Genomic DNA, 23,957 nt, shown 5'->3' with positions numbered 1-23,957 from the left:
AACAGGATTAACAAAACGCGTAGGAGCTTTACAAAAAATATGGCCTTGCTAGGTGCTGGGCTTGCTCTACCTATGCCTATCATGGCGAAAGAGCACTGTAATAAAAAAAGCGGCTCAGAGCTTGAAAAGTGTAATAAGGCCTTTGCAAAGATGATCTTTGCATCACCGTACGATACAAAGCAATGGCGCTCATGCCCACATATGCATCAACAGCTTAAAAAAAATATAGAGCAATTCAGTGACGAAAAAATATATTTTGATATTTTTCACAAGGGTGCATTAGGAGTCGGTACAGAGTTGACTGCTTTAGTTGCTAGAGGATCTATCCATGGTGCGCTTATCTCCGTATCAAACCTCACACCAATTCTTAGCGCACTGGATATTCTAAATATTCCATTTTGGTGCTCAGAGCGACATAATTATCTAAAGCTACTATCCTCTAAAATTTGGCAAGAGCAAATTATCGACAAAATTCATCAGCAAGGGAAGTTGCAAATTTTAATGCATTATTTACCCGGCACCCGTACCGCTACTTCAACCAAGCACTATGGAAAAACCATAAAAACTCCTAATGATATGCATGACGTAGTATTTAGGATACCAGCGAGTAAAGTGCTGCAACAGTTCTACGATTTGTGCGGCACCTCCGCGGTCAGAGTGCCTTGGAAAAAGGCTGCCACTTTAGCTAAAGGAGGCCGCATTGAAGCACTTGACCCCTCTGTTGTCGGACTTTTTAATGGTCCGGGTAACTTAAAAGAACATTTAGGCGTTATTTCACAAATTAAGAGCGTTCAAGACGGTTGGTTGTTGGTAGTAAATCAATCTTGGTTTAATGGACTTCCCTCTAAATTGAGACAAGCCTTATTAGATGCGTCTGAAAAAACCTTTCATGAACATTTGGCGCAGATCCCGCGTGTAGAGCAATATTGTGAATTAGCTTTAAAACAGCTTGGCACACAGTTCTACACGCCTTCGGTTGATGAAATAGCACAATGGCATGCAAAAGCTGGCCATCAACTTCCGCAATGGCGCTCATTTAAACAAAACTTGCTGGGGGATGAGGCGTTATTTAGCAAATTTTATGATGCGGCGCACAACTAAAAAACGCAAAAAGGGCACAATGGCCCTTTTCAATTCGATTAACTAAGCTCTGATGGTTACTTAGCTCTTTGCCTGTTACTCGACACCTTTGGCTTGGTATTGGCTTTTTTGAACTGGCTAAAACCAGTGTGACGTGTCAAAGCCGCACGCCCTGACTTAGCTCTATTTGGCCGTTGCCCTTTTTCAGCCCTTCCTTCTTCGGGCACCAAGCAATTAGGACCCTTACCGATTAGATTAGCTTTACCCATGCTTCGTAAAGCCTCTCTTATCATCGGCCAACCTGATGGATCATGATAACGTAAAATGGCTTTATGCAACCTTCTTTGACGCGCGCCTTTAGGCACACTCACATGCTCTTTATTATTTTTGATATTACGCAATGAGTTCATTTCTGTGTGATAGATAGTCGTGGCATTTGCCATAGGCGACGGGTAAAAATTTTGCACCTGATCTAGTTTAAAATCATTGGCTTTTAGCCACAGCGCCATGTTGACCATGTCTTCATCTGTTGTGCCTGGGTGAGCAGAAATAAAGTAAGGTATCAGATATTGCTTTTTACCGGCCTCTTTAGAGTATTTATCAAACAACGCCTTGAATTTATCGTAAGTTCCCATTCCAGGCTTCATCATTTTAGATAAAGGTCCCTGCTCTGTGTGCTCTGGCGCAATTTTTAAATAACCACCAACGTGATGCGTGACCAACTCTTTAACATAACGTGGGTCTTCAATAGCCAAGTCATAACGCACACCTGACGCTATCAGAATTTTCTTTATCCCTTCTACATCGCGTGCTTTTCGATAGAGCTCAATTGTTGGAGTATGATCAGTGTCCATATGTTTACAAATATCAGGGTAAACACAAGATAAACGACGACAAGTGCTTTCTGCCTTTTTACTCTTACAGCGTAACTTATACATATTGGCAGTCGGTCCACCTAGGTCAGAAATCACCCCAGTAAAGCCCGGAACTTTATCTCGGATCTGTTCAATTTCTTCAAGAATAGACTCTTCTGAACGGCTTTGAATAATACGACCCTCATGCTCAGTAATAGAGCAAAAGCTACAGCCACCAAAGCAACCTCGCATAATATTAACCGATGTTTTGATCATCTCATATGCGGGGATCTTAGCATCAGCATAACTTGGGTGCGGCACACGTTGATATGGCAGGCCAAATACAGCATCCATCTCTTCGGTTTCAAGTGGGAAAGCAGGCGGGTTAACCCACACGTAACGATCGCCATGACGCTGAAACAACGCCCTTGCACATCCAGGGTTTGTTTCTTGATGCAAAATACGAGAAGCATGAGCGTACAGTGGTTTATTGACACTCACCTGCTCAAAAGCGGGGAGTTTTACATATACTTTTTCCCAAGGCTTTAAGCGCGGAGGCTGTACCATGATTGGCTTGGCCGCATCAGCTGATAAATCTATGCCAGCTTTAGCAAACTCTGACTTGCTGCACCCAACATCATCAGCGCCATAGGGATTTGGAATGGGGTCAATTTTACCGACTTTATCGATCGCCGTAGAATCGCTCCCGCGCCATTGTGGTAAAGGTGTTTTACGAATAACCGCGGTACCGCGAACATCTTGAATATCGTCAATACTGTCGCCCTTGGCTATCCGATGGGCAACTTCCACCAGCGGGCGTTCGGCGTTACCATAAATGAGAATATCTGCCTTGGCATCAAAAATAATGCTACGACGTACCTTTTCTTGCCAATAATCATAATGTGCAATACGTCTTAAACTCGCTTCAATACCACCAATCACCAATGGCACATCTTTATAGGCCTCACGGCAACGCTGGCTATAGACCACAACCGCGCGATCCGGGCGCTTTCCACCGATATTACCTGGCGTATAAGCGTCATCATGACGCATGCGTTTTTCGGCGGTATAACGATTGATCATCGAGTCCATATTACCCGCCGTAACACCAAAAAATAGATTCGGTTTGCCAAGGCTCATAAAGGCATCTTTGTTCGACCATTGCGGCTGGGCAATAATACCAACTCTAAAGCCTTGCGCTTCAAGCACGCGCCCTATTACCGCCATGCCAAAACTGGGGTGATCCACATACGCATCCCCCGTCACTAACACTATGTCACAGCTATCCCAGCCTAATGCATCCATTTCTTTGCGAGTAGTTGGTAAAAATGGTGCTGTGCCATAACACTCAGCCCAGTATTTTGGGTAGGAGAATAACGGACGTTCAGCTTTGAGTGTGCTCATAGTGACTGCCTAGAGGATAAAAAAGAGCCGAATTATAGCTCAAATACATCTCACCACAAACCATAAATTAGTAATCGCTAGAGGGGCCAAGCCCTCTAGGTACTTTTGGGCTTATACGTTCTTAAAAAGTTCATCAGTTCATCGCTGGGCATTGGCTTGGCATACATAAAGCCCTGCACTTCATCGCATCCCATTTTACGTAGGAAGTCACTTTGCTCTTGTGTTTCAACCCCTTCGGCTATCGTTTTCCTACCTAGGTGACGCGCAAGTGAAATAACTAACTCAGCGATAGCCCCCGAATCGTTTTGAGGTATATCTTTTATAAATGCTCTATCAATTTTTAATCGTGAAAAAGGGAGTGTCTGCAGGTAACTCAATGACGAAAACCCAGTACCAAAGTCATCTATTGCCACCTCTATGCCAAACTCTTCTAGCTCTCTGAGTGTTTCAATCACAGCCCCAACTTCATCCATAACAACACTTTCAGTTACCTCAAGTTCGATATATTTTGGCTCTACTTTGTATTCAAGCAGAGTATTTTTAATACTCTGTGCATAATTTGGTACTTTAAACTGTGGAACCGACACATTAACAGCAATACTAATCTCTTTGCCCATCTGCGCTAATTTCTTTTGCTGCTCGCATGCCTGCTCAAGCACCCACTGCCCAATATCAACAATGAGCCCTGCATTTTCAGCCAGTGGTACAAAAATACCTGGAGAGATATAACGCCCATTACCTGATGGCCAACGCAACAACGCTTCACAGCCCACCACTTCAAGTGTTTTAAAACACAGCTGCGGTTGATACCAAACCTCTAACTTGCGATGCTCAAAATCTTGTCTTAACTGACGTATCAACCCTAACTTCCAAGCCATCTTTTCTTCTAAATCTGGTGTATAACGACCAATCGCTCTATTTTCTTGCTTGGCTTGGTTTAGCGCTATGTAAGCCAGTTTAAGGGTATCTAAACCACTTGAAGCAAAATCTCCCTGTTCACACACACCCACTCTAAAATGAATGGATAACACATGCTCATTTACCTGATAAGGCGTTAATAAACTATCCATAAATAAACGCTCATCAAACGCATGTGCTGGCAGCAGCATGGCGAATACGTCGGCACCGATACGTGCTAAAAACTCTGTTTGTGGAAACTCTTGCTTGAGGCGGGTCATCACCGCAATAAGTAACTGATTACCAACCTCTTGCCCTAAGCCATTATTAATGTCTGAAAACTGTGCAATATCGATTAAAATCAGTAATAAATCGCTGTTAGTCGATTTGTAATATTTCGCGATTTGCTCGGTAAAGCAAGCTCGATTAGGGAGTTTAGTTAATGGGTCTTTATATGCCACATCGCGAAGTTCATTAAACAGCTTTATGTTATCTAAGCCAACACTGACATTGGCTAAAAACACTTCCATAGATTGCAGTTGCGACTCGCTTGGCTGTACGTCTAATTCTAAATAAATAGCGGCACTACGGTTTTTGCCTTTTAACAAAACGGTGATGTCATGCTCTGTACGCTGGTGCTCGCCGCTGTCAAAGCAGTTTTGCACTTGCATGATCACGCGCCCGTTATCTAGCTGCTCTAACCCTTCCCCAAACGAATCTTGAAACTGAGTTGTACCACCAAGCACCGTTACCCGCTTATCATTGCCAAGCTGCCCACTCACTATGCCGTTGGGTTCACTGCCTAAAATTCTTGCCAGATGCGTCACTACCGCCAAGCTAAAAGAACGTATGTCGCTATGTCCCAAAATGCCTTTGCACGCTTCCAAAATTGAGCTCAGCGCTAAACTTTGCGCTTCTAACTCGCAAATTTGACTATACGAACGAACCGCAGTCATCATCGAGGTGACTAGTTTGCTGCGCGTTAATTCCGTTTTCATTTTGTAATCATTGATATCGTAATCTCTGATCACTTGTTCTTCAGGTGCATGGCCTGGCTGACCAGTTCGTAAAATAATACGCACATTATTATTTTTTAATTCTTCACGAACACGTTTAACTACGGTTAACCCTGCATCATCGGTTTCCATAACAACATCTAACAACATCACGCTAATTTCTGGGTTATGAATTAACTTTTCTATGGCTTCAGCACCACTGTAAGCATGATGAAAAAATAGTGAACGCCCCCAAAATTCAACACCTGAGAGCGCTAACGTTGTTACTGAATGGATTTCAGGATCATCATCCACAATAAGGATGTCCCAAGCGGCGCTTGCAACTTCTACTTCTTGCGTATCTTCATCATGATCTAAAAACAAAAAATCATCTTGCTCAGACGCCATTTTCTACCCTTCAATGCAATACTCTATTTTGCTTGTTCTAAGCTTAGGTTTACTAAGTCGTTTACCATCATACGAATTGTGGTACATTTTTACTACAAGATATAAATTTCATTCACACTCATGAAATATTATAGACGATGTTCAAACACTTGCGTGTTAGATGTCAGCAATATTGCATTAGGAGTTATGTATTAAAACCTTCGTTATTGTAATAAAAGCCTTACTATTGGCCGCCTTGTTGTTTGTGGTGACTGGCTTACTTTTGCCTCATAAATATCAATTAAAGCAACAAATGACATTTTCAACCACTGATAAAACCCAGCTATCTTCATTACTTGACTTAAGGCGCTGGTCTGAATTGATGGCATGGCAGCGCATCAGTAAATCGCAGCAACTGTATTTTTCCAGCCCAAGCCAAGGTATTGGCGCGCACGCAAGTATTGAACATCAACTAGCCACAGTGGAGCTAACAATTACGAAACAAACTCCACAAGGAATACATTTTTCGGTGCTTTTCAATAATGAACATAGCGCTCAAGGGCAAGTGCGGTTTGTGCAGCAAGATCAATCTACTACTGTAATTTGGCAGATTTCTGGCACAATAAACTCTACACTATTAGGCGGCTATGCGGCGCTTTACCTTGAGTATAATTTACGACAACTGATTATTTCAGCATTTAATAATTTACAAACGGAACTTAAATTACGAGCAGCGATATGAGTGTAAAAAATGCCCAAGCTAAAGCAAGCTTAGCTACTTTGATAGAAGAAAAACTTGGTTTCACAATGGTCAAAAGCCGCGACTTTGGCACTCGTAGTGGCTCAGATAACAGTTACAGTGCTAAAGGCACAATGCCTATCCAATACTCGGTTCGTAGTGATGACAGCATCCTCAAACGCGCCTTAAAACGCCAACAACTAAATAAAATACAACGCCAACATAACATAGAACAGATCACAGCCTTTGCATTGAGTGTTTGCCCCGATGTAACAAGCCAAGGACGCCCGGATCCCGACTGGTTAGAGCATTTCATTAATTTAGCAGAAGATATTGCCAACCAAAATATGCAAAAGCTGTGGGCAAAAATTCTGGTCGGCGAGACGGTGTCTCCCGGTACGTTCTCTGTGAAGAGTTTACAAACACTCAAACAAATGACGCAACGAGAGGCGTCGGCTTTACAAAAATGTGCGGCTTTGTGTGGTTATCTTGAAAAAGAAGATAGTTACTTAATATTGCTCGGCTATTATAAAAAGCCATCGTTTTTCGACTTGCTTAGAAAAGGCAATAAAGAGTCAATCAATTTGGGAGTTGCGGGCTTAAGCTTTCCAAATATCCTCACTTTAATGGATATAAATTTGATTTATAGAAAAGAGATCGAATCAGCTAGTTTGAAGCAAGGTCAACCCATACAATTTTCTTTTCATAGTAAAAAGCTCACGTTAACCCCTAAACATAACGAACTGGTGCTTAGCTACTACAAGCTCACACAAACTGGCGATGAGTTAAAAAAGCTCGTAAGCTCTCCCATTAATAAAAAATACAAACAACAATTAGAGCATGCATTAAGCGACGAGTTTGAGTGTCATTGGAGTTAAACATTAAAAAAAGCGGCTTAATTGCCGCCTTTTACAATATACATGTTTATCAACACTTAAAAATGAATTTCAACGCCGGCAAAGGGCCCTGAAGCATCGATATCAGTAGAGATATCATCCACGTCATCAAGCTCTAACACGACAGAGCGATATCCCGCACGCACAGACACATCCATTGCCATGCTGCCGATTATTTCCCACGCCACACCCACTTGATAATCTTGGATCTTACTATCGTCGATGGCCAACATGCTGCCTTCAGCAAACACACTAAAGCCCGTCATAGGTAGACCAACTTGAGCGCGTAAATACCCCAAAGGCACTAATCCAGAAAAGTCACGAACTTCAGTAGTTTGTACTCCCTCAACGGTACCGTCTAGCCTGATAGAACCATCAAACTGCTTTAAGTTAAGACCAAAGTCAAAAGAAACAAGATCATTGTCAAACACTTCATAGTACAAAGTATAATCAACATGATTTAAGTCTGTGACGGTATTCGCAGCCGTACCAACGGTGAAGTTTTTGCCGTCAAACTCAAACGTTTCTGATAAAGTGGTTGCACCTCTCAATTCAAGTTCGGTGTAACGTAGTTTGATGTTAGGCACGAGTGGGATCGGGTGTTCAAGGGCGGCGTAATAACTTGAAAACGTCTCATCGTCAAAATTAAACGATTGTGCATTCCCTTTTTCAGCAAAATTACCAGAGTTATCTGCCTGCCACCCTTCTGCTCCTAAATACAAACCAAGCAATGTATCTGCTTGAGCAACCGGTGCAAGACAAGCCATCGACAACGCGGCTGCGATACAGTATTTTTTCATTGTTTATCCTTGCGCTAAAAGTTCACTGAGTTCAATAAGAGCGGCATTAGCTCTTGAGATATAGTTTGCCATTACTAACGAATGATTAGCAACCAGTCCAAAGCCACTACCATTTAAAATCATTGGGCTCCACACCGATTCTTGCGTTGCTTCTAACTCGCGAATAATTTGCTGCAAACTCACTGCTGCATTCTTCTTAGCTAAAACATCTGCAAAATCATGCTCTATGGCCTTTAAAAAGTGCAGCAGTGCCCAGCTTGCGCCTCTAGACTCGTAAAAAACATCATCGATTTTCCACCATGAAGTTTTTATTTCACTGTGGCTAGGCGCGTAAGTAGCCTGATTAGCGGCGCTATCTCCGGCTAAATCAGTATTCATTCTATCTTGACCAACACTCGCACTTAGTCGTTGGCTTAAACTACCTAATCGCTTTTCAGCTTCTTTCAGCCATCCTCGTAGGTTGTCTGCTCTAGCATAAAACTGGCTATCTCGCTCAGCAGGACTGGCAATCTTTGCTCGGTACTCTTTTAAATAATCAATACCTCGTTGGTATTCACCTTCAGCACTTGGCCATGCCCACGCTGTTGAGCTGATATTAAACTGTGGCTGTGCCATTTTTAGCTCTGGATGCTCAGTTGATTGCGATTGCGAGCGACTAAAGTCTTTACGCATCGACAAAGCAAGATCTCTGACCATCTCTAGTGCGCCGTATTCCCATGCAGGCATATTATCCATCAGCACACTGGGTGGCAGCATATCGTTTGATAAGTAGCCCCCAGGCTTATTCAATAACGTTTCGCTTACACTGATCAGCGTATTGGTGGTTACATACCCTGTCACTACTTTCTCGTTGTTGCGTTGCGCTTGCTCAGTTGCTCTGGCTACAACATCAAACTCATCAGGTTCTACACTCCAATAGACAGCGAGTAAATAGCCTAAAAAAATAAAAGCACCGAGTGCACCAAAAAACTTTCCTATATGTTGCTGCATAATGGCTCCTAATGATGATTGTGTTGTGAATGGTCATGCCCATTTTGTTTGATCTCATCTTGTAAAGAGATCACTTTAATCGGGCTTTGCAACTGCTCACCGTTGGCAAAGTATAGTGTCAATGTGAGCTGTTCACCTTTTTTCAGTACTTGTGTTGGCTCAAAAGCCATAAGGTGGTATCCACCAGGCTTAAAGGCCACATTATCATGCGCCGAGATAATCACTTCGCTCACTTGCTGCATACGCATCATGCCGTTGTGGTGAACATGCTCATGCATTTCGACGCGACCTATTTTTGAAATCGATGCGCTTTTTAACACCCGTTCACTGTTACTGTGGTTAGCTAAAAAGAAATATGCTGCAGTCGACTTAGCCGCTGGTAAAAACTGGCGAATGTTTGCATTACTTACATCTAGACTAAGCTGCTTATTTTGTACTTGAGCATGCTCTGAAAATACGAAACTGGGGAATAAAATAAGCGTGGTAACAACAAAGATTCCTAAATATTTTGAAAACATATACTTTCCTTGACCAAAGCAATAACTGCTTAAATCATAACATGAATTAAGCAGTTTCGCGCCAACCAATTATGGTTTGAGGTAACTAACAAGCCGATTTAGGCTCCATAACTAACCAGCCAACGCCCACTAACAACAGTAGTGGAAAAACAATAACAATGGAGTTAAATAGCAGCGCTAATACTAGCCCAATGAGCACTACCAATATCGCACCAATCAACCCCATTCCTAGTAGTGCAATAATCGCTATAAAAGCAATTGCGCCAACAAGTACTGTAAATAGTTCCATTCCGACCCAACTTAACTCCATTACAAAATCAGGTACGCTCAACCATGCCAAAGGAGAGTTAAGCCAAGACAATGTAGAACAGATCAACAGTGCTATAAGAACTAAAAATGCGGTTTTCATTGTATCTCCTCCTGTTAAGACTTGCTCGGCAGCACAGCGTATGAAACGCCGTACGCCATAGCGACCATCAACGGAAATTTTAAAAATAGTAGTACGGTAAGTACTCGAGTTAACCAAATAGGTATATCAAAGCGCTGCCCAATACCCGCACATACGCCCGCTAGCTTTTTATTTCTTAAATCACGAAAATAAGCTTTTTTCTCACGATAAATACTCATAACTCACTCCTAGGCGCTTACTTGCGCGCTTACTTGCGCGCTTTTTTGCTGCATTTGCTGTTTTAAGCTCGCCAATTCAGCCTCTATTTTTTCGTCTCGCTCAAACTGTTCAAACTGCTGTGCTGTAGAGCTTTGACCTAACTCATAACTTTCCACTTGAGCTTCAATACGCTCAACCTTATGTTCTAAGTGCCCAAAACGAGCGAGTACATTTTCAACTTCTTGGCTGTGTAATACACTGCGCGACTTCAATTGCGCATTTACTGTTCTGTGAGCGCGCTCAAACTGTTGTTGCTTCGCTTTTAGTGTGTGGATTTTGCTCGCTAACGTATCAGCATCGCCCTTCAACTTGGTTAAGGTTTCATCTAAAGACTGCTTTTGCTGCTCTAACGCCAGTCCTGCATCTACAAGTTGTTGCTTCTCTTTTAGCGCAGCTTTGGCTAGGTCTTCACGATTTTTACTCAGTGCATGCTCAGCTTTTTGCTGCCACATATCGATTTGCTTTTGTTGATTTGCTTGACGGCGCTCTAGTGCTTTTTGTTCACAAATAATAGCTGCTGCAGTGCTACGGCACTCACTTAACGCGTCATTTAAATCAATCAATAATTGTGCTGCTAATTTTTGAGGATCTTCTGCTTTATCTAAAAACGCATTTACTTCTGATTTGATTAAGTCTTCAATTCGATTAATTAAGGCCATGTTCTGCTCCTTTGCATAGGCGTTGGTTTAACTATCTTATTCCAAGCTCTATGCCAAAAAATAAAACCAATTAAAATTCATAACCTTATATAAAAAACACACCTTTCCAATACAGACTTTCAAGTTAAATAGTAGTTTAAAAAACCAATAATTGCGTATTTTGACCACTAAAAAGCCGCAATAAAAGCGGCTTTTTTAATGAGCTAAAGTAACTGAGCGAGTATTATTCTGGTACAAAGCTGAGTGCTTTTTCCATAACGCTAATATCTGCGCCTTTTTTGTGGCCATTTTCAGATAAGTGTCTTCTAAAGCCCCGAGCTCCTGGTTGACCTTGAAAGATACCCAACATGTGACGAGCGATATGCCAAAAGTTTGCTCCAGATGACATCTGTTGCTCAAAGTAATCGTACATACTGCGTACCACTTGATGACGAGTTTGTAAAAACGCCTCATCGCCATAAATAAGCTCATCAACTTGCGAGAGCATAAAAGGGTTACTGTAAGCTTCTCGTCCTACCATAACGCCATCTATATGCGCTAAATGGTGAAGACTATCATCAAGCGTTTTCACGCCGCCATTAATGCTAATATGCAGCTCTGGATAGTCTTTTTTCAACTGATACACGCGCGGATAATCTAGCGGCGGCACTTCGCGGTTTTCTTTTGGACTTAAACCTTGTAACCACGCTTTACGGGCATGAATAATAAAATCGTCACAACCAACTTTGGCCGAAGCCTCAATCAAGGCAGTCAAAAACTCATAAGAATCTTGCTCATCAATACCAATACGTGTTTTAACCGTAACCGGAATATCAACCTGTGCTTTCATTGCGCCAACACATTCAGCAACTAATTGCGGCTCAGCCATTAAGCATGCACCAAAACGCCCATTTTGTACTCTGTCTGACGGGCAGCCTACGTTTAGGTTAATTTCACTGTAACCATGTTCACCGGCACGTTTTGCACACTCAGCCAAAGCTTTTGGGTCCGAACCACCCAGTTGCAGTGCAACTGGCATTTCATGCTCACCAAAGCTTAAATAATCACCTTTGCCAAACAATATCGCGCCTGTGGTGATCATCTCTGTATACAGCACTGCATGCTTAGTTAACTTTCGATGAAAAGTACGACAATGTTTATCAGTCCAATCCAGCATAGGCGCAACGGAAAAGCGACGAAACGCCGAATCGCTTGTATTTACTGGGTTACCGCTTGATTTAACTGGATTTTGCATAGTACCTCTAGTGCTCTGGATCGCCTTGAATTTCCACAAAATTCGGTATAAAGTCACCCTCAAATCACCCCAAACGGGTAGGACAATTCAGTAACTTACAGGGAATTCCTATGGCTGGTTTTAGAATCGAAAAACGCAAGCTTAGCTCAGGCGAACTCCGCTATAAATGTATAGTCCGCGAGAAAAGCCAAGGCAAGATTATACACAATGAAAGCAAAACATTCAGCACAAAAGCACTCGCCGATACATGGGGCAAAAAACGTGTATATGAACTTGAATCACAAAGGGTGACCGAAAAGAAAAACATCGTCACCCTAGGCACCCTGCTCAATATGTATTTTGAAAATCACGACCTGTGGAGTAGAACAGGCCGTACTAAACAGTACGTGATAAAAATGCTGATGGATTGTGATATTGCCAAAATCCGATCCAACGAACTCAAAGTAAGTGACTTAATAGAGCATTGCACTAATCGCCGAGATGCGGGCGCAAGCCCTGCAACGATTTATCATGATATAGCTTACTTACGCTCAGTGATGAAAGAAGCCAACCCCGTTTGGAACGTAGACGCAAATTATCAAATATTTGAAGATGCTGTGCCAATTCTAATAAAAATGGGCTTAGTGGGTAAAAGCCAAAAACGCACACGCCGCCCCACAAGCGAAGAACTCAAACGGCTTCGCCAAGGCTTACAAAAGCGCATGGCGTTTCGCCCTAATAGCACTAAGCGCATACCTTACCTTGATATTTTAGACTTTAGTTTGCTGACCTGTATGCGTATTGGCGAAGTATGCAAAATCACTTGGGATGACCTAAACACCGAACATAAAACAGTCATGGTCAGAGACAGAAAAGACCCCCGTAAAAAAGCAGGCAATCACATGATCGTGCCTTTGTTAGGTGGCTCGTTTGATATAGCGCTACGCCAACCTAAAATAGATGAGCGTATATTCCCCCATAACCCACGTAGCGTGACCGCAGGATTTCAGCGAGTGCGCAATGAGCTGGGCATTGAAGATCTACGCTATCACGACCTGCGCCGCGAAGGGGCCAGCCGCTTATTTGAAAAGGGCTATACGATTGAGGAAGTGGCCCAAGTTACGGGGCACAGGAATTTAAATATTCTTTGGCAGGTTTATACGCAACTGTTTCCGCATAAGTTGCACGAGAAGAAATAAGTCAAAATAGCAGTAGCAACTCAGTAAAATATTGTTTTTGTAGCTATGACTTAAAAGCTTCTTCTATTAAGTGGAAAGCAACCTACTAAGTTATTGATCACCTATGCCACTTTACCTCATTTGAGTAAGTAATAAGACAGTCCGAGAGTTGATTAAATTAATATTAATGTGGAAGAATAAGAAGGGAGCAATTGCGAGCGAAAAAACACTCCTATCGCTCGCTATAAACTTTTTATAAAAAGGATAACTAGTGAGCATTTCTTCAATTATTACTAAAACCCCATTAAGAGCAGCATTAACTTTATTTGTAGCCACAGCGCTAATTGTTTTCCTTATCACTGCGTTTTGGCCACAAGTGAGTTCATTTATTTTTCCTAATACAACATTAGGACTTTACGATAAATCTTTTTGGGAGAATGTACTTGTTGAAGCTCATGGTTTAGTTTTTGATATTTTCGTTCTCGGTCTTATTTTTGTTTGGATGGACACCTATCGACAAAAAAGAGAATCAATAGATCGAGATCTAGAAAACTTGTGCGATTTTAATACATTAACTGACAATATATATCTAAAGAAGAAGGTCAACATCATTAAGAGGTTAAATAAAAATAAAATATATAAAATAGATGTCACAGATCTAATAATTAATAAAAAAACTAGGATTAAAGATATATCCTTTGAACATTCCAACTTATTCGGTTTGAAAATCATGGATTGTCAAGTTTTTAATTTAAAAATTAAAAATTCAAAGCTTAACTCTGCAGATTTTAGTAAGTCAGTAATTAGGAATTCAGAAATAACAGGTAGTTACCTTAAAAATGTAAGTTTTAAGTCTGCTACTCTGGTTGGGTTGAATTTTATGAATTCTGATCTGGTTAGGGCGAAATTTGATAGTGCCAATTTACAGAGTGCGGATTTGAGAGGATGTAATCTGGAAAGAACAACTTTTACAAACGCCAATTTGAAGAATGCAAACTTAAAAGAGTGTAGCAATCTAAATTATAATGCATTACTTGGAGCTAAGTGTATAGATTATCTGAAAGCAGATAAAAGTATTATAGAAGAGTTAAAGAAGAGAAAACCAGAAATGAAGATTAGTTAGGATAGATAGGGAATTGAACCCTAAACTCTTCTAAGAGCGCACAACAGCCTATCTGCTTTTAATTTAAAAAATTATTTTTTCCTTGTCAAGAATTTATTTTAAACCGGTTCTTTAAAATGATAAGGAAAGTTGGCTTTTGCCCCTTCTTCACTTTTTTAAATCTTCACGCCAAGCGCCTGTTTTACCACATCCACAATTTGGTCATCCAACTTATTATCAGAGCGCTTTGCTAAACGCTCTGCGGTATAAATACAAATTCTTGTTAACACATACTTGCTGAATATCCCTAACATCGCTTGTCCTCCAATTTTGTTAGCCGCTCTTTGATTGATTTCAGTTCTTCTTTAAACGTATCTTTCATCCACTTAACGTCTGTTTTGATGGTGGCAATGGTGGCAATTCCCACGCCCGCTTGTATTAAAATGCCTAAAATTGCGCTATCGCTCATGGTTACCTCGCTTGTACGGTTGCTATGGTTTGTGGTGACACCTCGCCGTCTAGCAATACTTGGTACTCAGGCCGCAAGCGCATATCAGCATCAAAGATGGTGTCTACTAACTCTTGGTTGTGTTGATTTAACTTTAAGATGGCTTCAAGCCACAGCTCATCCTTTACCTTATAGCTAAAATCCAGCTTAGACCTATCAAGGAAAAAGCCCGCCCATTCGCGTTTGATATCATGCGAGCCATTCACTTTAAATTGCAGCTTAGCTAGCAAGTTGCCAAGCGGCTCGGTAAAAGACTTTGAACCGCTATCAATATATTTGTAAACGTAATAAAGACCGCCAATTGTGAGCAATAGACTGAGGTTTTTGCTAATAAAGTTACCCATAAAACCCCCATTCAAAGCCGCGCTGAATTTGTTCAGCCGTATAAGGTTGCTCACCATTTTCCATTACTATCATGGCCTCAATAACCTTTGAGTACTCGTTTGGTGACAATGGCTTTTTGCTATCTACGCCCACCCGCTTAGACACGAACTCAATATAATTGGCAGTGTCGTTTTCTGTTGGTGGTGCCCATCGGCTAATAATGCCTGCAATATCCGCAATGCCATATTTAGCGGCATAGGTTCTTAAGATACGAGCCGCCGCACGAATGCCATGCTCGGCGCTTTCAAAAATAGCAAAGCGCCCATCTGTGCCAACTAGCCCTAGCCAATTTTCACCCGCTTCAATATTGAGTGGGTTCTTGTTGCGGATCCCCCGCGTAGTTTGTTTAGTTGCCATAAAGTAAACTCCCAGAGATAAAACGAATAGCCAAACATACTGCATTTTCACTACTTCATTTCCTTAAATACCCTGAGCTTTGAAATAGCACTGGCCTGTGACACCACAGTGTCGTATATCCTTGCTTTATAGGTACCATCTACGTTCTTAGTCAGTGGATATGTAACAAACTTGCTACCCGAGAAAGTGCCAAACACCACCCCACCACCAAAATCAGTTGTGTCATTAGGAATTGGTGAGAATGTCAGACCATCATCTTCAGATATAAGTTGCTTGCCATCTTTTATCACATAGATTACCCCTCGAGATTGTGCGGACACAAATTGAATATTTATAAGCTCAGTGATCGCACCAGATTGACGATTAAACACCAACCCTTTACCACCTGCATAGGCGGTAATATGGGTGCTACTAAAGCGCATATCTGGAAAGGTAATAATACTGCCTAGTGAACCGTTAATATCTTGCCCTAGTGCATGTGGAAATGATTCACAAAGTCCTGATGCGCCAGTGATGTCATAAATGAATTGATGCCCATCTTTATTGCAAATCGCTAACACTCTGTTTGTATCTTTATCATAAAATGTTTTTCTAATGAACAGGTTACGGTCTAATGCCAACCAAAAAACAGGCGCAGATGTATCGCTGGGAGTGTACCAATTCATTGCCTCTTCACCCCAGTGATATGCATAAAACCGCTCACCGTCATAGATGAGTTTTTTCCAATTGAGGGGGGATTTGGCATAGAGCGTATTGTATTCCGCAACTTTATTACCCGACTCATAAACCATGATGATGCCATTGTCATACAACATCGCGACTTTATCCTTGTCGTAGTCCATCACCACAATATCTCTAATATCACCAGTTACATTAAGTAACTTCGCTCCAGTTTCAGAAATACGAATAGTGCCGTAATTTCGATATTGGCTGATATGTCGCTCAGGAATATAAAGAGCATTTGCCGTCACTGCAGTAGCAGTATATTCTGGCAACTCCTCACCATAACCGCCATCGTATCGGCCAGCACCACCATCTAATTCATTAATGGTGTTGTATGTACTCCCAGAAATATAAAGCGGCGGTTCATCAATCGATACAAACACCTCCGATGAAGAGTTGATTTTCTTTTCAACACCAGCTCGTACAGGAATACCAGTCTCAGGTGTACACCCTTCTCCACCATACCAAAAATCATGGGTATCACTGAATAATGTCACGGCCATTCTACTTGCTTCAAATGGCAGTATTTTTTGTGTACCACCATAATGCTCAGCGCTATAACTCAGCGCTCGGTTACTGCCACCTGCTGGCGCATCATATTTAAGTGAGTGTTTAGAAACCCAAATATCAATAGACTGCTCCACATCCGAGTTCAAAACTAGCAAGTCAAACCTCTCTGCAGTCTGTAACTCAAAGCCTGCGCGTATCTCAGTTTCAATCACTGTGTTACCACTGCGAGTAGCTCGCAGCTTGACCTTGTTTTCACAGTTCACCAATTTAATAAACTGACCCACCGCATTAATTTCAGTAATATAATTAGCTTCTAGCTGCTTTCTTAATAACATTACCTACCCCTAAAAAGTAAAGCTGCAGCCCCCATGCTACCCAAGCCCAAGAACACATACATCATAGTTTTGTTGGTGCTGATAGCTAGTTGCTGGCCGTCCGAACGACTGGCATGATCAGCGAACTGTAACGCCTGCCTGTGCGCCAAAATTGTTTGGTCGCTAAATTTCTGCTGTGATTCGCTAGTTGCCTCAATAAACTGTGCGCCCAAGTCTTTTGCCAAATTAGATGCGTTATCCATCGAATACACAGCAACGTCAGTCATTCTTGCGTTGGTATTGTCAACAGTATCAATAGTCATGCTTGCCAGTTGTGCTGAGTTGTGCATTGAATCGCTAGCCACATCGGAAATATGTGCATTAGCTTCACCTAGCGCATTAACTGTGGTGCCAAGCGTATCGCTTGCAAAACCCACCACATCGCTATTAATACCCGCTGATATGGCCATCACTTCCCGCGCTAGATCACTGTTTTCATTGATTGCATCACGGGTCAGTGCGTTTTGAGCGTCAATACTGTCTGTGGCAATGTCACTGGTAATGCCCATTGCATTTTCACTGAGCACTACAGCATCGCGACTGGTATCGCCCATTTGAGCTAAAGCGCGCTCACCAAATACCATGGCGTCAGTCATTGCCCCGCCAGCTTGGGTTATCACTTCTTCACCAAAACTAAACGAATCTTCCAAGGTGTCACCCGCGAAGTCGAGCGAATCACGGTTGATATTGCTCGCGAAGCCAAAGCCATCACGTGTCATATCACTGGCGGTATCGAACCCTGCAATACTGGCATCGGCCATGTTGCCGCCAATAGATTGAATCGCGCCAACTAAACCGTGATCGGTTTGTGTTATGTTGTAAGTGTTACCATCGCCGTTGGTAATATAGCCATTGTTATCACCATGAACCCCAATACTCGTACTGGTATTGTTCGTGGTCTGACTTGATCTGCTTCTGGATTTACTACCCATTTAAAGCCATCCTATAAATTGCATAGCCGTCTTCGTCTGTCGCCTCGTAAACAAATGAATAGGTCGACAATAAACGTTTCAACGCCTTGCGTTTTGTGTGGTACACAATAGAGGGGGCTTTGATATAGCGTGCCAGCGCCACAATGTATGGTGCTATAGATAACAGGTTCTTACCCTGTGCACACACAACGCAAAGCCCATCACGGTCATGGCGAAGCACGCAATAGCAACTGTCAAACTCAACCAAGACCGCTAGACCTTGCACCACTTCGGCTTTTATCACTTCGAAGTCATTTGCAGCCGCAGATTGAATATGATCAATTTCACTAATGTGCACGATACGCATACCGCCCCCTATTTTTTCAACAAGTACAATGCAGCAAAGGCCACAGCACCAATAATCAACAATTGGTTGTTATCACCACCAAAATTGATATTGCCGCCCGTAAAGCCTATTGACTGCGTTTGGTCGCCAGTTCCTGACGTTGCCCCCGAGCTAATTGGGCTACCCGCCCCATTGGTCAGGCTAGGCATTGCCCCAGTTGCGCCTAACATTGCACCAAACACTAGGCTTGCTCCCTGTCACGTATCCAATCACGAACATAGTCCGCCATGATTGCACCGACGACTGAGATAGCCACTCCATACGCAAAGTATTTCAAGTTCTTTGGATTGTTCATTTTATTGCCTTCATCACTAAAGCCACTGCCAGCAGCCCGCCAAAGCCATACAGCAAAGTTTTTTGTGGTAAACCGAATACCATCGGCTCTTTTGGCTGCGCCGTTTGAGTTTTTGGAGCGTCCACAAGTACGGCCGCGCCATTGTCTAGCTCGGCTGTATTCATGTGCTCTTTTTGGGTGACACCGTTGGACGATTTAACCGCTTTAACTTTCTCGTAATCGCCCCAAATTTTTAGCGCGTTTCCCAAAAATGAGTTCGCGCCATCCCAAAAGCCACCACCGGTGTTTGTTGCCGCCATCGTTGGCGCTCCCTCTGGTTGCATAGCTCAACCTCCTTAGAATGTTGATTTTGCGTAATCGTCAAAGTAGTGAACGACTACCTCAGCGCTACCCGCTTCCGATGCCTCAACACGTAAGCGCATATCGTTAATACTGTTATCTAGTGCCAATGCACTAAACACATCGCCAGATAAAAACAGATCAATTGCATGGGTATTAGCACGAGGTGAACGACCGCGTTGTTTAAGGTGGTGTTTGTGTAACGGGGCTGGGATGTGATCTCGCCATTTCACGTTATTCACAAGAAATTCGGCAGAATCCACCCCCGCCTTTTTAATTTCGATCAACGCAATTTTTGCACCCAGTGGACGCGGTAGATTTTCAATTTCATTGATACCCACAGCGAAGTTGTAACGGAACGTACGACGTTTGAATAACCAGCCAGGTGCGCTTGGTGATGACTTCTCTGCAAAAGCTTTGATCACGGGTGCCGCCGCATCTTGGGCAATATCAAATTTAATTTGCGCAATAGACAAGCCCATTGTGCCAAGTGAAAAAAAGCGCTGCTCTACCAGCGATGGATTTAAAACACCTTGGATCTCAGGACGGGCAAAGTGCAACGTTGCATACCCTGCAGCTTGCTCACGCTTGAAATAAGCATTTTCATCTAGCAGGTCTTGCAGTGTGCCGTATTCTGTTAATGTGCGGCCTTGTAGTTCAACACGTAAGTTTTTGATTTGCGCAGGCGTTACACCAGAATATTCAAAGTGAATTTTCTCGTAGGTGCGACCAACGGGCAGCGTTAACGACACACTACCGCCAGCGGCAACACCTGTTAGATTATTAAGCGGAGAAACTTCTAACATAGCGCCCCCTTAACCTACAATTGTGCGTTTAATAGAACGCAGTGCACGAACGTTACTTAGTACGGCAAGTACGCCCAAGGTGACACCAACGGACGTTAAAACTGTTTTATTAATCATGCGATTTACCTGTATGGTTGAAAAAATCGCTAAGTAATAAATCAGCCGTTTCGCTCCGCTGTACAACGCTTTTCGCTATAGGGGGAGCGAAAAGAGCGAAATTCCCGCTCTTTTTGTTGCTTTTTTATGCGGCTCGGAGTTGTTCAAAGGTAAGATTTTTGGCTTTACCTGTCCGTAAATCGATGACTTTTGGCTCAATGTTGCCGATACCGCCTTTATATTTCATCAAATAATAAAGGCGCTCATCTTCATAATGAGCATTGAGTTTGCTCAATTGATATATGTCTCTTAGCTCGGCATCTAACTCAACTGCTACCCGTTTAGCATCCGCTTGGGCCTCTTGTGCACCCAGTACTTTGCGCGGTGAGTTGTTCCAGATAGTCTTAGGTACTTCTTGCGAACGTTGGAAAACAGTATGAAGAACAACACCAAATTTACGCCCGCCAGTTGCCAACTCACCAATAATTGAATCGTCTTTACCCACGGTGTCACTTAGTTTAGCTAGCTCTTCTATCACTATGTGCAATTCGCGGTTGCCGTCCGCCGCTTCCCACATTAGTTGACCAAACCAATACAGTTCGCTCTGCTTGGCTTTTTTGAGCTGTTCGCCTTTGAGTGATTTAGGGAACTCAGGGCTGTACGCCACCACAAATTTTTTACCCGATCGCCACGCTTCAACGAATGCTAGGGCAAACTGCTTTCTGGTTTTAAAATGGTAAACCGCACGCCCTCCCAAGCCATTAAAGTGGCCTCGTTTGCGGCCATCGTATTTGTAATCACCGTACAAATCGAAAATAGCGCACTGCTCACCAACCAGATCAAACAGTTTAACGGCGGTTGTTTTACCGCCGCCTGTTCCTGCCAGATAACAAACATGCTTTGCCTTTAAAGCATTGTTAGGATTAATGGGCACTAACTACCTCCTGTTTTTCGCTATTGCTTTCATTGTCAGCATTGGCTTTTTCATACGCTTTTACTTGCTTAAATAGCGAGATTGCCGCAGTACCAAGCACAAGACCAAGTTCGATTTCTTCTTTCCAACGAGCTAGCCACGGCGGCATTCCTCCTTTGCAATATTTGCGTACTACTGGTGTAGCCTTTTGTGTTATTACTTCTCGGGTGTCGTTGTCGATGGTCACAGGTGCTTCTATTGTGGACTCAATAAAATCAGCCAATGACGACACACCAAAACCCGCAAGGGCGCTAATATCTTTGTCGGTCATTTCTTCCGACTCAGCCACTTCGCCGACTTCGGGCTCATCGCTAGCGTCAGCGGTAAACTTATCTAGATGGCTGTACTCTTCCACCTGTGGCGAATGCTGCAACGCCGATTGCCCCGATGGCGAGCCAGCCCCATAGGTTAAATCTTCCATTGCTGTCGCTATCGGCGTTTTCTGCATTTCGTTCGGTAGTGGGTTCGCTTGTTCTTGCATGTTCGTTTGCTCCTAATTCGCTAGTGTTTTGCTCAAATGTTGGTGCCCATTCGTCAGGGGCTGGGGTATGGCAAACCGCAACTTGTTGAGGTTCGCTCTTTTCGCTTTGCAAAGCTTGTGGTTGCTGGTCTTGCTGGCTTATTGCTTTGGTCCATTTTGCTTGTAGATTCGCTCCACTTCTTTGGTCTAATCCGCAATTTTTGCAGTGCAAGTACAAAAGCTTTCTGCCGTTTTTACGGCGGCGAATGCTAGCGAACGTGCCGCAGCCATCGCATTCAATTACACCTAGTTCCTCGTTACTCGATTTCGCCATATTGCGCCTCCAGTATTTCTATTCGGCTGACCATTTCTGATAGCAGTGAAACGGTTTCATCCAATGCGTTTTCTGCTATCTCGGTTTTTTTGCCCGCTTTAAAAGCTGGTAACTTTTTCGCTTGTTCGATTTTGTCTTTGATTGACCTAACTATGTGCTGCATAACTCATTGACTCCTGCATTAGCTGACCACCGCTGACCCAATAATGAGTCACGGTTTGGTTGATTTCGTCTGTTTCTTGGTAAGTTGCCCCTCGCATCACTGCTTCGCGATGCTCAGGGGGAATTAAAACGATGGGATTTAATTTGTCCCCGTGCCCGACCTGCCAATCATGGGCTTGGGTATTACAGTTATTTCCAGTGCTCCAAGGTGAATCGCTGTCGCGCTTCTTTAAAAGCCACTGCGTGGCTCTAGTTACATAAGTCACCCCACCTGAAACAATGCCGACTACACGGGTTTTGTCCTCGCCATAATCGTTTGTGCCGTTAAGCTCTTTGGCTAGCTCTACAGGGCACTCACGCTCGCCTAGCGCCCCGCCCAGCAATTCTATAAATTCAGCAAAGCGGCTGTTATCTGCTGCCTCGAATATCTCTTTGGCGATCTCTGATAGCTTTTCAACAGAATCCTTTGGGACTCGGCGAAACTCACGCCAAAGACCAACAGGCGCACCACCAATAAACTGGAATTGACGAATACGCCAACGGCTTGCCCAAGCGGCTACATTCATCACAATGCCGTTTTCAGGTTCAATAGGCTGACCTGTTTCGTCATCGTACATATCATTCATGTGTGCGCCGTTAATGTTTTTAGAGATATATTTAATGATGTAGGAAACCGCATCGCCTTTGCTTTTGTCTTCAGGCGTAGCATCAAAACGATTTTTAGCTGCGCCTTCTTCATCACCGTCATGTTGCATGGCGTAGCGGCGCATTGTTTTTGTAACAATAGGCTCATCACTTGGATTCATGAATAGCACCATATGCCAGTGCGGCGTTGCATCCGCGTGAGGTTCAACAATACGTAGGCCGAATATTTTGATTTTGGCCTTAGATAATTCAGCACGAACCTTGGCCCATTGCTTTACCAAATACTCTTGGGTTTCTCGCGGTGATGCGTTGTTATATTTCGCACTGTTTGCGTGATACTTAGACGGCGCAGTAATCGTGTAGAACATGCAGGACATGCCCTTTTCTTCTGCCCACTCTTTGTAACCACGAACACGAACAATCATTTCGATGCGTCTGATCTCTGGGTTGGAAATTGACCCTTCAAACACCTTAGCTAAGTCGATGGTGTCACCGTCTTCGCTTTCAAGCTGCATCGATTCGACCCACTCGGCTTGTGATTTTTTACTATGGCGGAACTCCTGAACTGCATCTTTACTAGCATATGGTGAGATCCCTTTTCTGACCTGCCCCATGGTGATATTCAAGTGCTCTAATGTGGTATCACGTAAGCGTTCAAGCTTGCGTAGCCACCATTTGTCACACTCCATACGGCGAATACCTCGCTCTAATCGGTCTGCTAGCAAATGAGTATTACAACGTTGCCAACCGTCCTCTGTTAACTTGGACTTAGCGGCGTTAAATGTTGCTTGGTATGGTGGTTTGATACCCTGTGACAAAGTAAAGTCGTGCATTGCGATGTAGCACGCAAACACAAGCTGCTCTAAATCTTCCTCTGTCATCGAGTGATCAAAGTCAACAATACCCATTTGCTGGCAAATCGTAGCCAGTTGTTTAGCCTTATCTTTACGCGCTTTTTTACTGTTCAATTCACGGATAGTAAGCGGTGAACGCTCTACAATGTCATTCACTCGCTCAATGGTTTTACGCAGATAAATATTTGCTGAGCGCTCAGGAGTTTTTGCACTCTCAGAATTAAAGCGCTTGGCATATTCACGCGCAGCAATTCGGCGCAAACGATTGGTAGGTATTTGCGCCAAACGCTCTTTCACTTGCTCGGCAGTTTTATCAAAACCAAACTTACCCCAACAATAAGGCGCAGCCCGTGTAATAGTAATGGGCTGCATTTTGGGGTCTTCGGTGTTACTGCCGACCAACTCCCAGCAAATGGGAAGTGAGCGGGATTCTGGCATATT

The 23,957-nt window shown here is 43.1% G+C and carries 29 protein-coding genes; 5 read left to right on the top strand and 24 right to left on the bottom strand.

Features of this window, described 5'->3' with window-relative positions; translation table 11 throughout:
* Positions 1 to 39: 39 nt before the first annotated feature.
* A complete protein-coding gene (gene dctP / locus GDK41_RS02385; protein ID WP_172971534.1) occupies positions 40 to 1,101 on the top strand; it encodes a TRAP transporter substrate-binding protein DctP in 1,062 nt (353 codons plus the stop codon).
* Between the two features lie 56 nt (positions 1,102 to 1,157).
* On the opposite strand, the gene GDK41_RS02380 is transcribed toward dctP, so the two are convergent.
* On the bottom strand, positions 1,158 to 3,338 hold the full coding sequence (locus GDK41_RS02380; RefSeq protein ID WP_152084910.1) for a YgiQ family radical SAM protein: 2,181 nt from the start codon (positions 3,336 to 3,338) through the stop codon (positions 1,158 to 1,160).
* 95 nt (positions 3,339 to 3,433) lie between these two features.
* Positions 3,434 to 5,638 (bottom strand): bifunctional diguanylate cyclase/phosphodiesterase, encoded by a 2,205-nt coding sequence (locus GDK41_RS02375; protein WP_152084909.1) that lies wholly within the window; start codon positions 5,636 to 5,638, stop codon positions 3,434 to 3,436.
* A gap of 292 nt (positions 5,639 to 5,930) precedes the next feature.
* Here GDK41_RS02375 and GDK41_RS02370 point away from each other — a divergent pair, with 292 nt between their 5' ends.
* Both GDK41_RS02370 and GDK41_RS02365 read left to right on the top strand, forming a co-directional pair.
* On the top strand, positions 5,931 to 6,359 hold the full coding sequence (locus GDK41_RS02370; RefSeq protein WP_152084908.1) for a hypothetical protein: 429 nt from the start codon (positions 5,931 to 5,933) through the stop codon (positions 6,357 to 6,359).
* Positions 6,356 to 7,234, top strand: a complete 879-nt coding sequence (locus GDK41_RS02365) for a TIGR03899 family protein (RefSeq protein ID WP_152084907.1) — start codon at positions 6,356 to 6,358, stop codon at positions 7,232 to 7,234. Before GDK41_RS02370 ends, GDK41_RS02365 begins: the two co-directional genes overlap by 4 nt.
* 56 nt (positions 7,235 to 7,290) lie before the next feature.
* Here GDK41_RS02365 and GDK41_RS02360 read toward each other — a convergent pair whose 3' ends face one another.
* From GDK41_RS02360 to dusA, 7 genes are all read right to left on the bottom strand, one after another.
* Positions 7,291 to 8,052, bottom strand: a complete 762-nt coding sequence (locus GDK41_RS02360) for a TIGR04219 family outer membrane beta-barrel protein (protein WP_152084906.1) — start codon at positions 8,050 to 8,052, stop codon at positions 7,291 to 7,293.
* A gap of 3 nt (positions 8,053 to 8,055) precedes the next feature.
* Positions 8,056 to 9,042 (bottom strand): DUF2333 family protein, encoded by a 987-nt coding sequence (locus tag GDK41_RS02355; protein WP_152084905.1) that lies wholly within the window; start codon positions 9,040 to 9,042, stop codon positions 8,056 to 8,058.
* Positions 9,043 to 9,050: 8 nt separating this feature from the next.
* The gene (locus GDK41_RS02350) at positions 9,051 to 9,560 is read right to left on the bottom strand and encodes a copper chaperone PCu(A)C (RefSeq protein ID WP_152084904.1); all 510 of its coding nucleotides are present in this window, start codon (positions 9,558 to 9,560) and stop codon (positions 9,051 to 9,053) included.
* An 85-nt stretch (positions 9,561 to 9,645) separates the two neighbouring features.
* Positions 9,646 to 9,969 carry a hypothetical protein gene (locus tag GDK41_RS02345; RefSeq protein ID WP_152084903.1) on the bottom strand — a complete coding sequence of 108 codons (324 nt, stop codon included), beginning with the start codon at positions 9,967 to 9,969 and terminating at the stop codon, positions 9,646 to 9,648.
* Positions 9,970 to 9,983: 14 nt separating this feature from the next.
* The gene (locus GDK41_RS02340) at positions 9,984 to 10,187 is read right to left on the bottom strand and encodes a PspC domain-containing protein (protein WP_152084902.1); all 204 of its coding nucleotides are present in this window, start codon (positions 10,185 to 10,187) and stop codon (positions 9,984 to 9,986) included.
* Positions 10,188 to 10,196: 9 nt separating this feature from the next.
* Positions 10,197 to 10,886 (bottom strand): PspA/IM30 family protein, encoded by a 690-nt coding sequence (locus GDK41_RS02335; protein WP_152084901.1) that lies wholly within the window; start codon positions 10,884 to 10,886, stop codon positions 10,197 to 10,199.
* 223 nt (positions 10,887 to 11,109) lie between these two features.
* Positions 11,110 to 12,120, bottom strand: a complete 1,011-nt coding sequence (gene dusA, locus GDK41_RS02330; protein WP_152084900.1) for a tRNA dihydrouridine(20/20a) synthase DusA — start codon at positions 12,118 to 12,120, stop codon at positions 11,110 to 11,112.
* 110 nt (positions 12,121 to 12,230) lie between these two features.
* Between dusA and GDK41_RS02325 the strand changes: the two genes are divergently transcribed.
* Both GDK41_RS02325 and GDK41_RS02320 read left to right on the top strand, forming a co-directional pair.
* Positions 12,231 to 13,298: a tyrosine-type recombinase/integrase gene (locus GDK41_RS02325; protein ID WP_152084899.1), complete on the top strand. Its 1,068-nt coding sequence runs from the start codon at positions 12,231 to 12,233 to the stop codon at positions 13,296 to 13,298.
* Positions 13,299 to 13,548: 250 nt separating this feature from the next.
* The gene (locus GDK41_RS02320) at positions 13,549 to 14,400 is read left to right on the top strand and encodes a pentapeptide repeat-containing protein (RefSeq protein WP_152084898.1); all 852 of its coding nucleotides are present in this window, start codon (positions 13,549 to 13,551) and stop codon (positions 14,398 to 14,400) included.
* A 155-nt stretch (positions 14,401 to 14,555) separates the two neighbouring features.
* Here GDK41_RS02320 and GDK41_RS20180 read toward each other — a convergent pair whose 3' ends face one another.
* The 15 genes from GDK41_RS20180 to GDK41_RS02255 all read right to left on the bottom strand — a co-directional run bounded on the left by GDK41_RS20180 (position 14,556) and on the right by GDK41_RS02255 (position 23,954).
* A complete protein-coding gene (locus GDK41_RS20180; protein WP_172971533.1) occupies positions 14,556 to 14,693 on the bottom strand; it encodes a hypothetical protein in 138 nt (45 codons plus the stop codon).
* Positions 14,687 to 14,848 (bottom strand): hypothetical protein, encoded by a 162-nt coding sequence (locus GDK41_RS20175; protein WP_172971532.1) that lies wholly within the window; start codon positions 14,846 to 14,848, stop codon positions 14,687 to 14,689. The genes GDK41_RS20180 and GDK41_RS20175 overlap by 7 nt, the downstream gene beginning before the upstream one ends.
* A 2-nt stretch (positions 14,849 to 14,850) precedes the next feature.
* Positions 14,851 to 15,231, bottom strand: a complete 381-nt coding sequence (locus GDK41_RS02315) for a hypothetical protein (protein ID WP_152084897.1) — start codon at positions 15,229 to 15,231, stop codon at positions 14,851 to 14,853.
* On the bottom strand, positions 15,224 to 15,628 hold the full coding sequence (locus GDK41_RS02310) for a virion protein (protein WP_232056508.1): 405 nt from the start codon (positions 15,626 to 15,628) through the stop codon (positions 15,224 to 15,226). Before GDK41_RS02310 ends, GDK41_RS02315 begins: the two co-directional genes overlap by 8 nt.
* Before the next feature lie 50 nt (positions 15,629 to 15,678).
* Entirely contained in the window at positions 15,679 to 17,196 is a 1,518-nt protein-coding gene (locus GDK41_RS02305) for a hypothetical protein (protein ID WP_152084896.1), read from the bottom strand.
* The gene (locus GDK41_RS02300) at positions 17,196 to 18,167 is read right to left on the bottom strand and encodes a hypothetical protein (RefSeq protein WP_152084895.1); all 972 of its coding nucleotides are present in this window, start codon (positions 18,165 to 18,167) and stop codon (positions 17,196 to 17,198) included. Before GDK41_RS02300 ends, GDK41_RS02305 begins: the two co-directional genes overlap by 1 nt.
* Positions 18,160 to 18,513 carry a hypothetical protein gene (locus GDK41_RS02295; protein WP_152084894.1) on the bottom strand — a complete coding sequence of 118 codons (354 nt, stop codon included), beginning with the start codon at positions 18,511 to 18,513 and terminating at the stop codon, positions 18,160 to 18,162. The genes GDK41_RS02300 and GDK41_RS02295 overlap by 8 nt, the downstream gene beginning before the upstream one ends.
* A gap of 8 nt (positions 18,514 to 18,521) precedes the next feature.
* Positions 18,522 to 18,734: a hypothetical protein gene (locus GDK41_RS02290; protein ID WP_232056507.1), complete on the bottom strand. Its 213-nt coding sequence runs from the start codon at positions 18,732 to 18,734 to the stop codon at positions 18,522 to 18,524.
* Between the two features lie 109 nt (positions 18,735 to 18,843).
* Positions 18,844 to 19,170 carry a hypothetical protein gene (locus GDK41_RS02285; protein ID WP_152084893.1) on the bottom strand — a complete coding sequence of 109 codons (327 nt, stop codon included), beginning with the start codon at positions 19,168 to 19,170 and terminating at the stop codon, positions 18,844 to 18,846.
* A gap of 12 nt (positions 19,171 to 19,182) precedes the next feature.
* A complete protein-coding gene (locus GDK41_RS02280) occupies positions 19,183 to 19,992 on the bottom strand; it encodes a major capsid protein P2 (protein ID WP_152084892.1) in 810 nt (269 codons plus the stop codon).
* 241 nt (positions 19,993 to 20,233) lie between these two features.
* Entirely contained in the window at positions 20,234 to 21,022 is a 789-nt protein-coding gene (locus GDK41_RS02275; protein WP_232056506.1) for an ATP-binding protein, read from the bottom strand.
* A complete protein-coding gene (locus tag GDK41_RS02270; RefSeq protein ID WP_152084891.1) occupies positions 21,012 to 21,482 on the bottom strand; it encodes a hypothetical protein in 471 nt (156 codons plus the stop codon). The genes GDK41_RS02275 and GDK41_RS02270 overlap by 11 nt, the downstream gene beginning before the upstream one ends.
* The gene (locus GDK41_RS02265) at positions 21,391 to 21,855 is read right to left on the bottom strand and encodes a hypothetical protein (RefSeq protein ID WP_152084890.1); all 465 of its coding nucleotides are present in this window, start codon (positions 21,853 to 21,855) and stop codon (positions 21,391 to 21,393) included. The genes GDK41_RS02270 and GDK41_RS02265 overlap by 92 nt, the downstream gene beginning before the upstream one ends.
* A complete protein-coding gene (locus tag GDK41_RS02260; protein ID WP_152084889.1) occupies positions 21,839 to 22,018 on the bottom strand; it encodes a hypothetical protein in 180 nt (59 codons plus the stop codon). Before GDK41_RS02260 ends, GDK41_RS02265 begins: the two co-directional genes overlap by 17 nt.
* A complete protein-coding gene (locus tag GDK41_RS02255) occupies positions 22,002 to 23,954 on the bottom strand; it encodes a replication endonuclease (protein ID WP_232056553.1) in 1,953 nt (650 codons plus the stop codon). The genes GDK41_RS02260 and GDK41_RS02255 overlap by 17 nt, the downstream gene beginning before the upstream one ends.
* Between the last annotated feature and the right edge of the window lie 3 nt (positions 23,955 to 23,957).

Origin of the sequence: Pseudoalteromonas sp. A25, from assembly GCF_009176705.1 — a bacterium.
GTDB lineage: Bacteria > Pseudomonadota > Gammaproteobacteria > Enterobacterales > Alteromonadaceae > Pseudoalteromonas.
The sequence above is the reverse complement of the archived record's forward strand: the minus strand, read 5'-3'. Positions and strand labels throughout refer to the sequence as shown.

Coding starts and splice junctions, on each gene's coding strand:
- GDK41_RS02265 (WP_152084890.1), bottom strand. CDS start 21,855: ATGGCGAAATCGAGTAACGAGGAACTAGGTGTAATTGAATGCGATGGC.
- GDK41_RS20180 (WP_172971533.1), bottom strand. CDS start 14,693: ATGTTAGGGATATTCAGCAAGTATGTGTTAACAAGAATTTGTATTTAT.
- GDK41_RS02380 (WP_152084910.1), bottom strand. CDS start 3,338: ATGAGCACACTCAAAGCTGAACGTCCGTTATTCTCCTACCCAAAATAC.
- GDK41_RS02285 (WP_152084893.1), bottom strand. CDS start 19,170: ATGCAACCAGAGGGAGCGCCAACGATGGCGGCAACAAACACCGGTGGT.
- GDK41_RS02350 (WP_152084904.1), bottom strand. CDS start 9,560: ATGTTTTCAAAATATTTAGGAATCTTTGTTGTTACCACGCTTATTTTA.
- dctP (WP_172971534.1), top strand. CDS start 40: ATGGCCTTGCTAGGTGCTGGGCTTGCTCTACCTATGCCTATCATGGCG.
- GDK41_RS02280 (WP_152084892.1), bottom strand. CDS start 19,992: ATGTTAGAAGTTTCTCCGCTTAATAATCTAACAGGTGTTGCCGCTGGC.
- GDK41_RS02345 (WP_152084903.1), bottom strand. CDS start 9,969: ATGAAAACCGCATTTTTAGTTCTTATAGCACTGTTGATCTGTTCTACA.
- GDK41_RS02365 (WP_152084907.1), top strand. CDS start 6,356: ATGAGTGTAAAAAATGCCCAAGCTAAAGCAAGCTTAGCTACTTTGATA.
- GDK41_RS02310 (WP_232056508.1), bottom strand. CDS start 15,628: ATGGCAACTAAACAAACTACGCGGGGGATCCGCAACAAGAACCCACTC.
- GDK41_RS20175 (WP_172971532.1), bottom strand. CDS start 14,848: ATGAGCGATAGCGCAATTTTAGGCATTTTAATACAAGCGGGCGTGGGA.
- GDK41_RS02355 (WP_152084905.1), bottom strand. CDS start 9,042: ATGCAGCAACATATAGGAAAGTTTTTTGGTGCACTCGGTGCTTTTATT.
- GDK41_RS02295 (WP_152084894.1), bottom strand. CDS start 18,513: ATGCGTATCGTGCACATTAGTGAAATTGATCATATTCAATCTGCGGCT.
- GDK41_RS02255 (WP_232056553.1), bottom strand. CDS start 23,954: ATGCCAGAATCCCGCTCACTTCCCATTTGCTGGGAGTTGGTCGGCAGT.
- GDK41_RS02360 (WP_152084906.1), bottom strand. CDS start 8,052: ATGAAAAAATACTGTATCGCAGCCGCGTTGTCGATGGCTTGTCTTGCA.
- GDK41_RS02270 (WP_152084891.1), bottom strand. CDS start 21,482: ATGGAAGATTTAACCTATGGGGCTGGCTCGCCATCGGGGCAATCGGCG.
- GDK41_RS02300 (WP_152084895.1), bottom strand. CDS start 18,167: ATGGGTAGTAAATCCAGAAGCAGATCAAGTCAGACCACGAACAATACC.
- GDK41_RS02315 (WP_152084897.1), bottom strand. CDS start 15,231: ATGGGTAACTTTATTAGCAAAAACCTCAGTCTATTGCTCACAATTGGC.
- GDK41_RS02305 (WP_152084896.1), bottom strand. CDS start 17,196: ATGTTATTAAGAAAGCAGCTAGAAGCTAATTATATTACTGAAATTAAT.
- GDK41_RS02370 (WP_152084908.1), top strand. CDS start 5,931: ATGACATTTTCAACCACTGATAAAACCCAGCTATCTTCATTACTTGAC.
- GDK41_RS02375 (WP_152084909.1), bottom strand. CDS start 5,638: ATGGCGTCTGAGCAAGATGATTTTTTGTTTTTAGATCATGATGAAGAT.
- GDK41_RS02325 (WP_152084899.1), top strand. CDS start 12,231: ATGGCTGGTTTTAGAATCGAAAAACGCAAGCTTAGCTCAGGCGAACTC.
- GDK41_RS02335 (WP_152084901.1), bottom strand. CDS start 10,886: ATGGCCTTAATTAATCGAATTGAAGACTTAATCAAATCAGAAGTAAAT.
- GDK41_RS02340 (WP_152084902.1), bottom strand. CDS start 10,187: ATGAGTATTTATCGTGAGAAAAAAGCTTATTTTCGTGATTTAAGAAAT.
- dusA (WP_152084900.1), bottom strand. CDS start 12,120: ATGCAAAATCCAGTTAAATCAAGCGGTAACCCAGTAAATACAAGCGAT.
- GDK41_RS02260 (WP_152084889.1), bottom strand. CDS start 22,018: ATGCAGCACATAGTTAGGTCAATCAAAGACAAAATCGAACAAGCGAAA.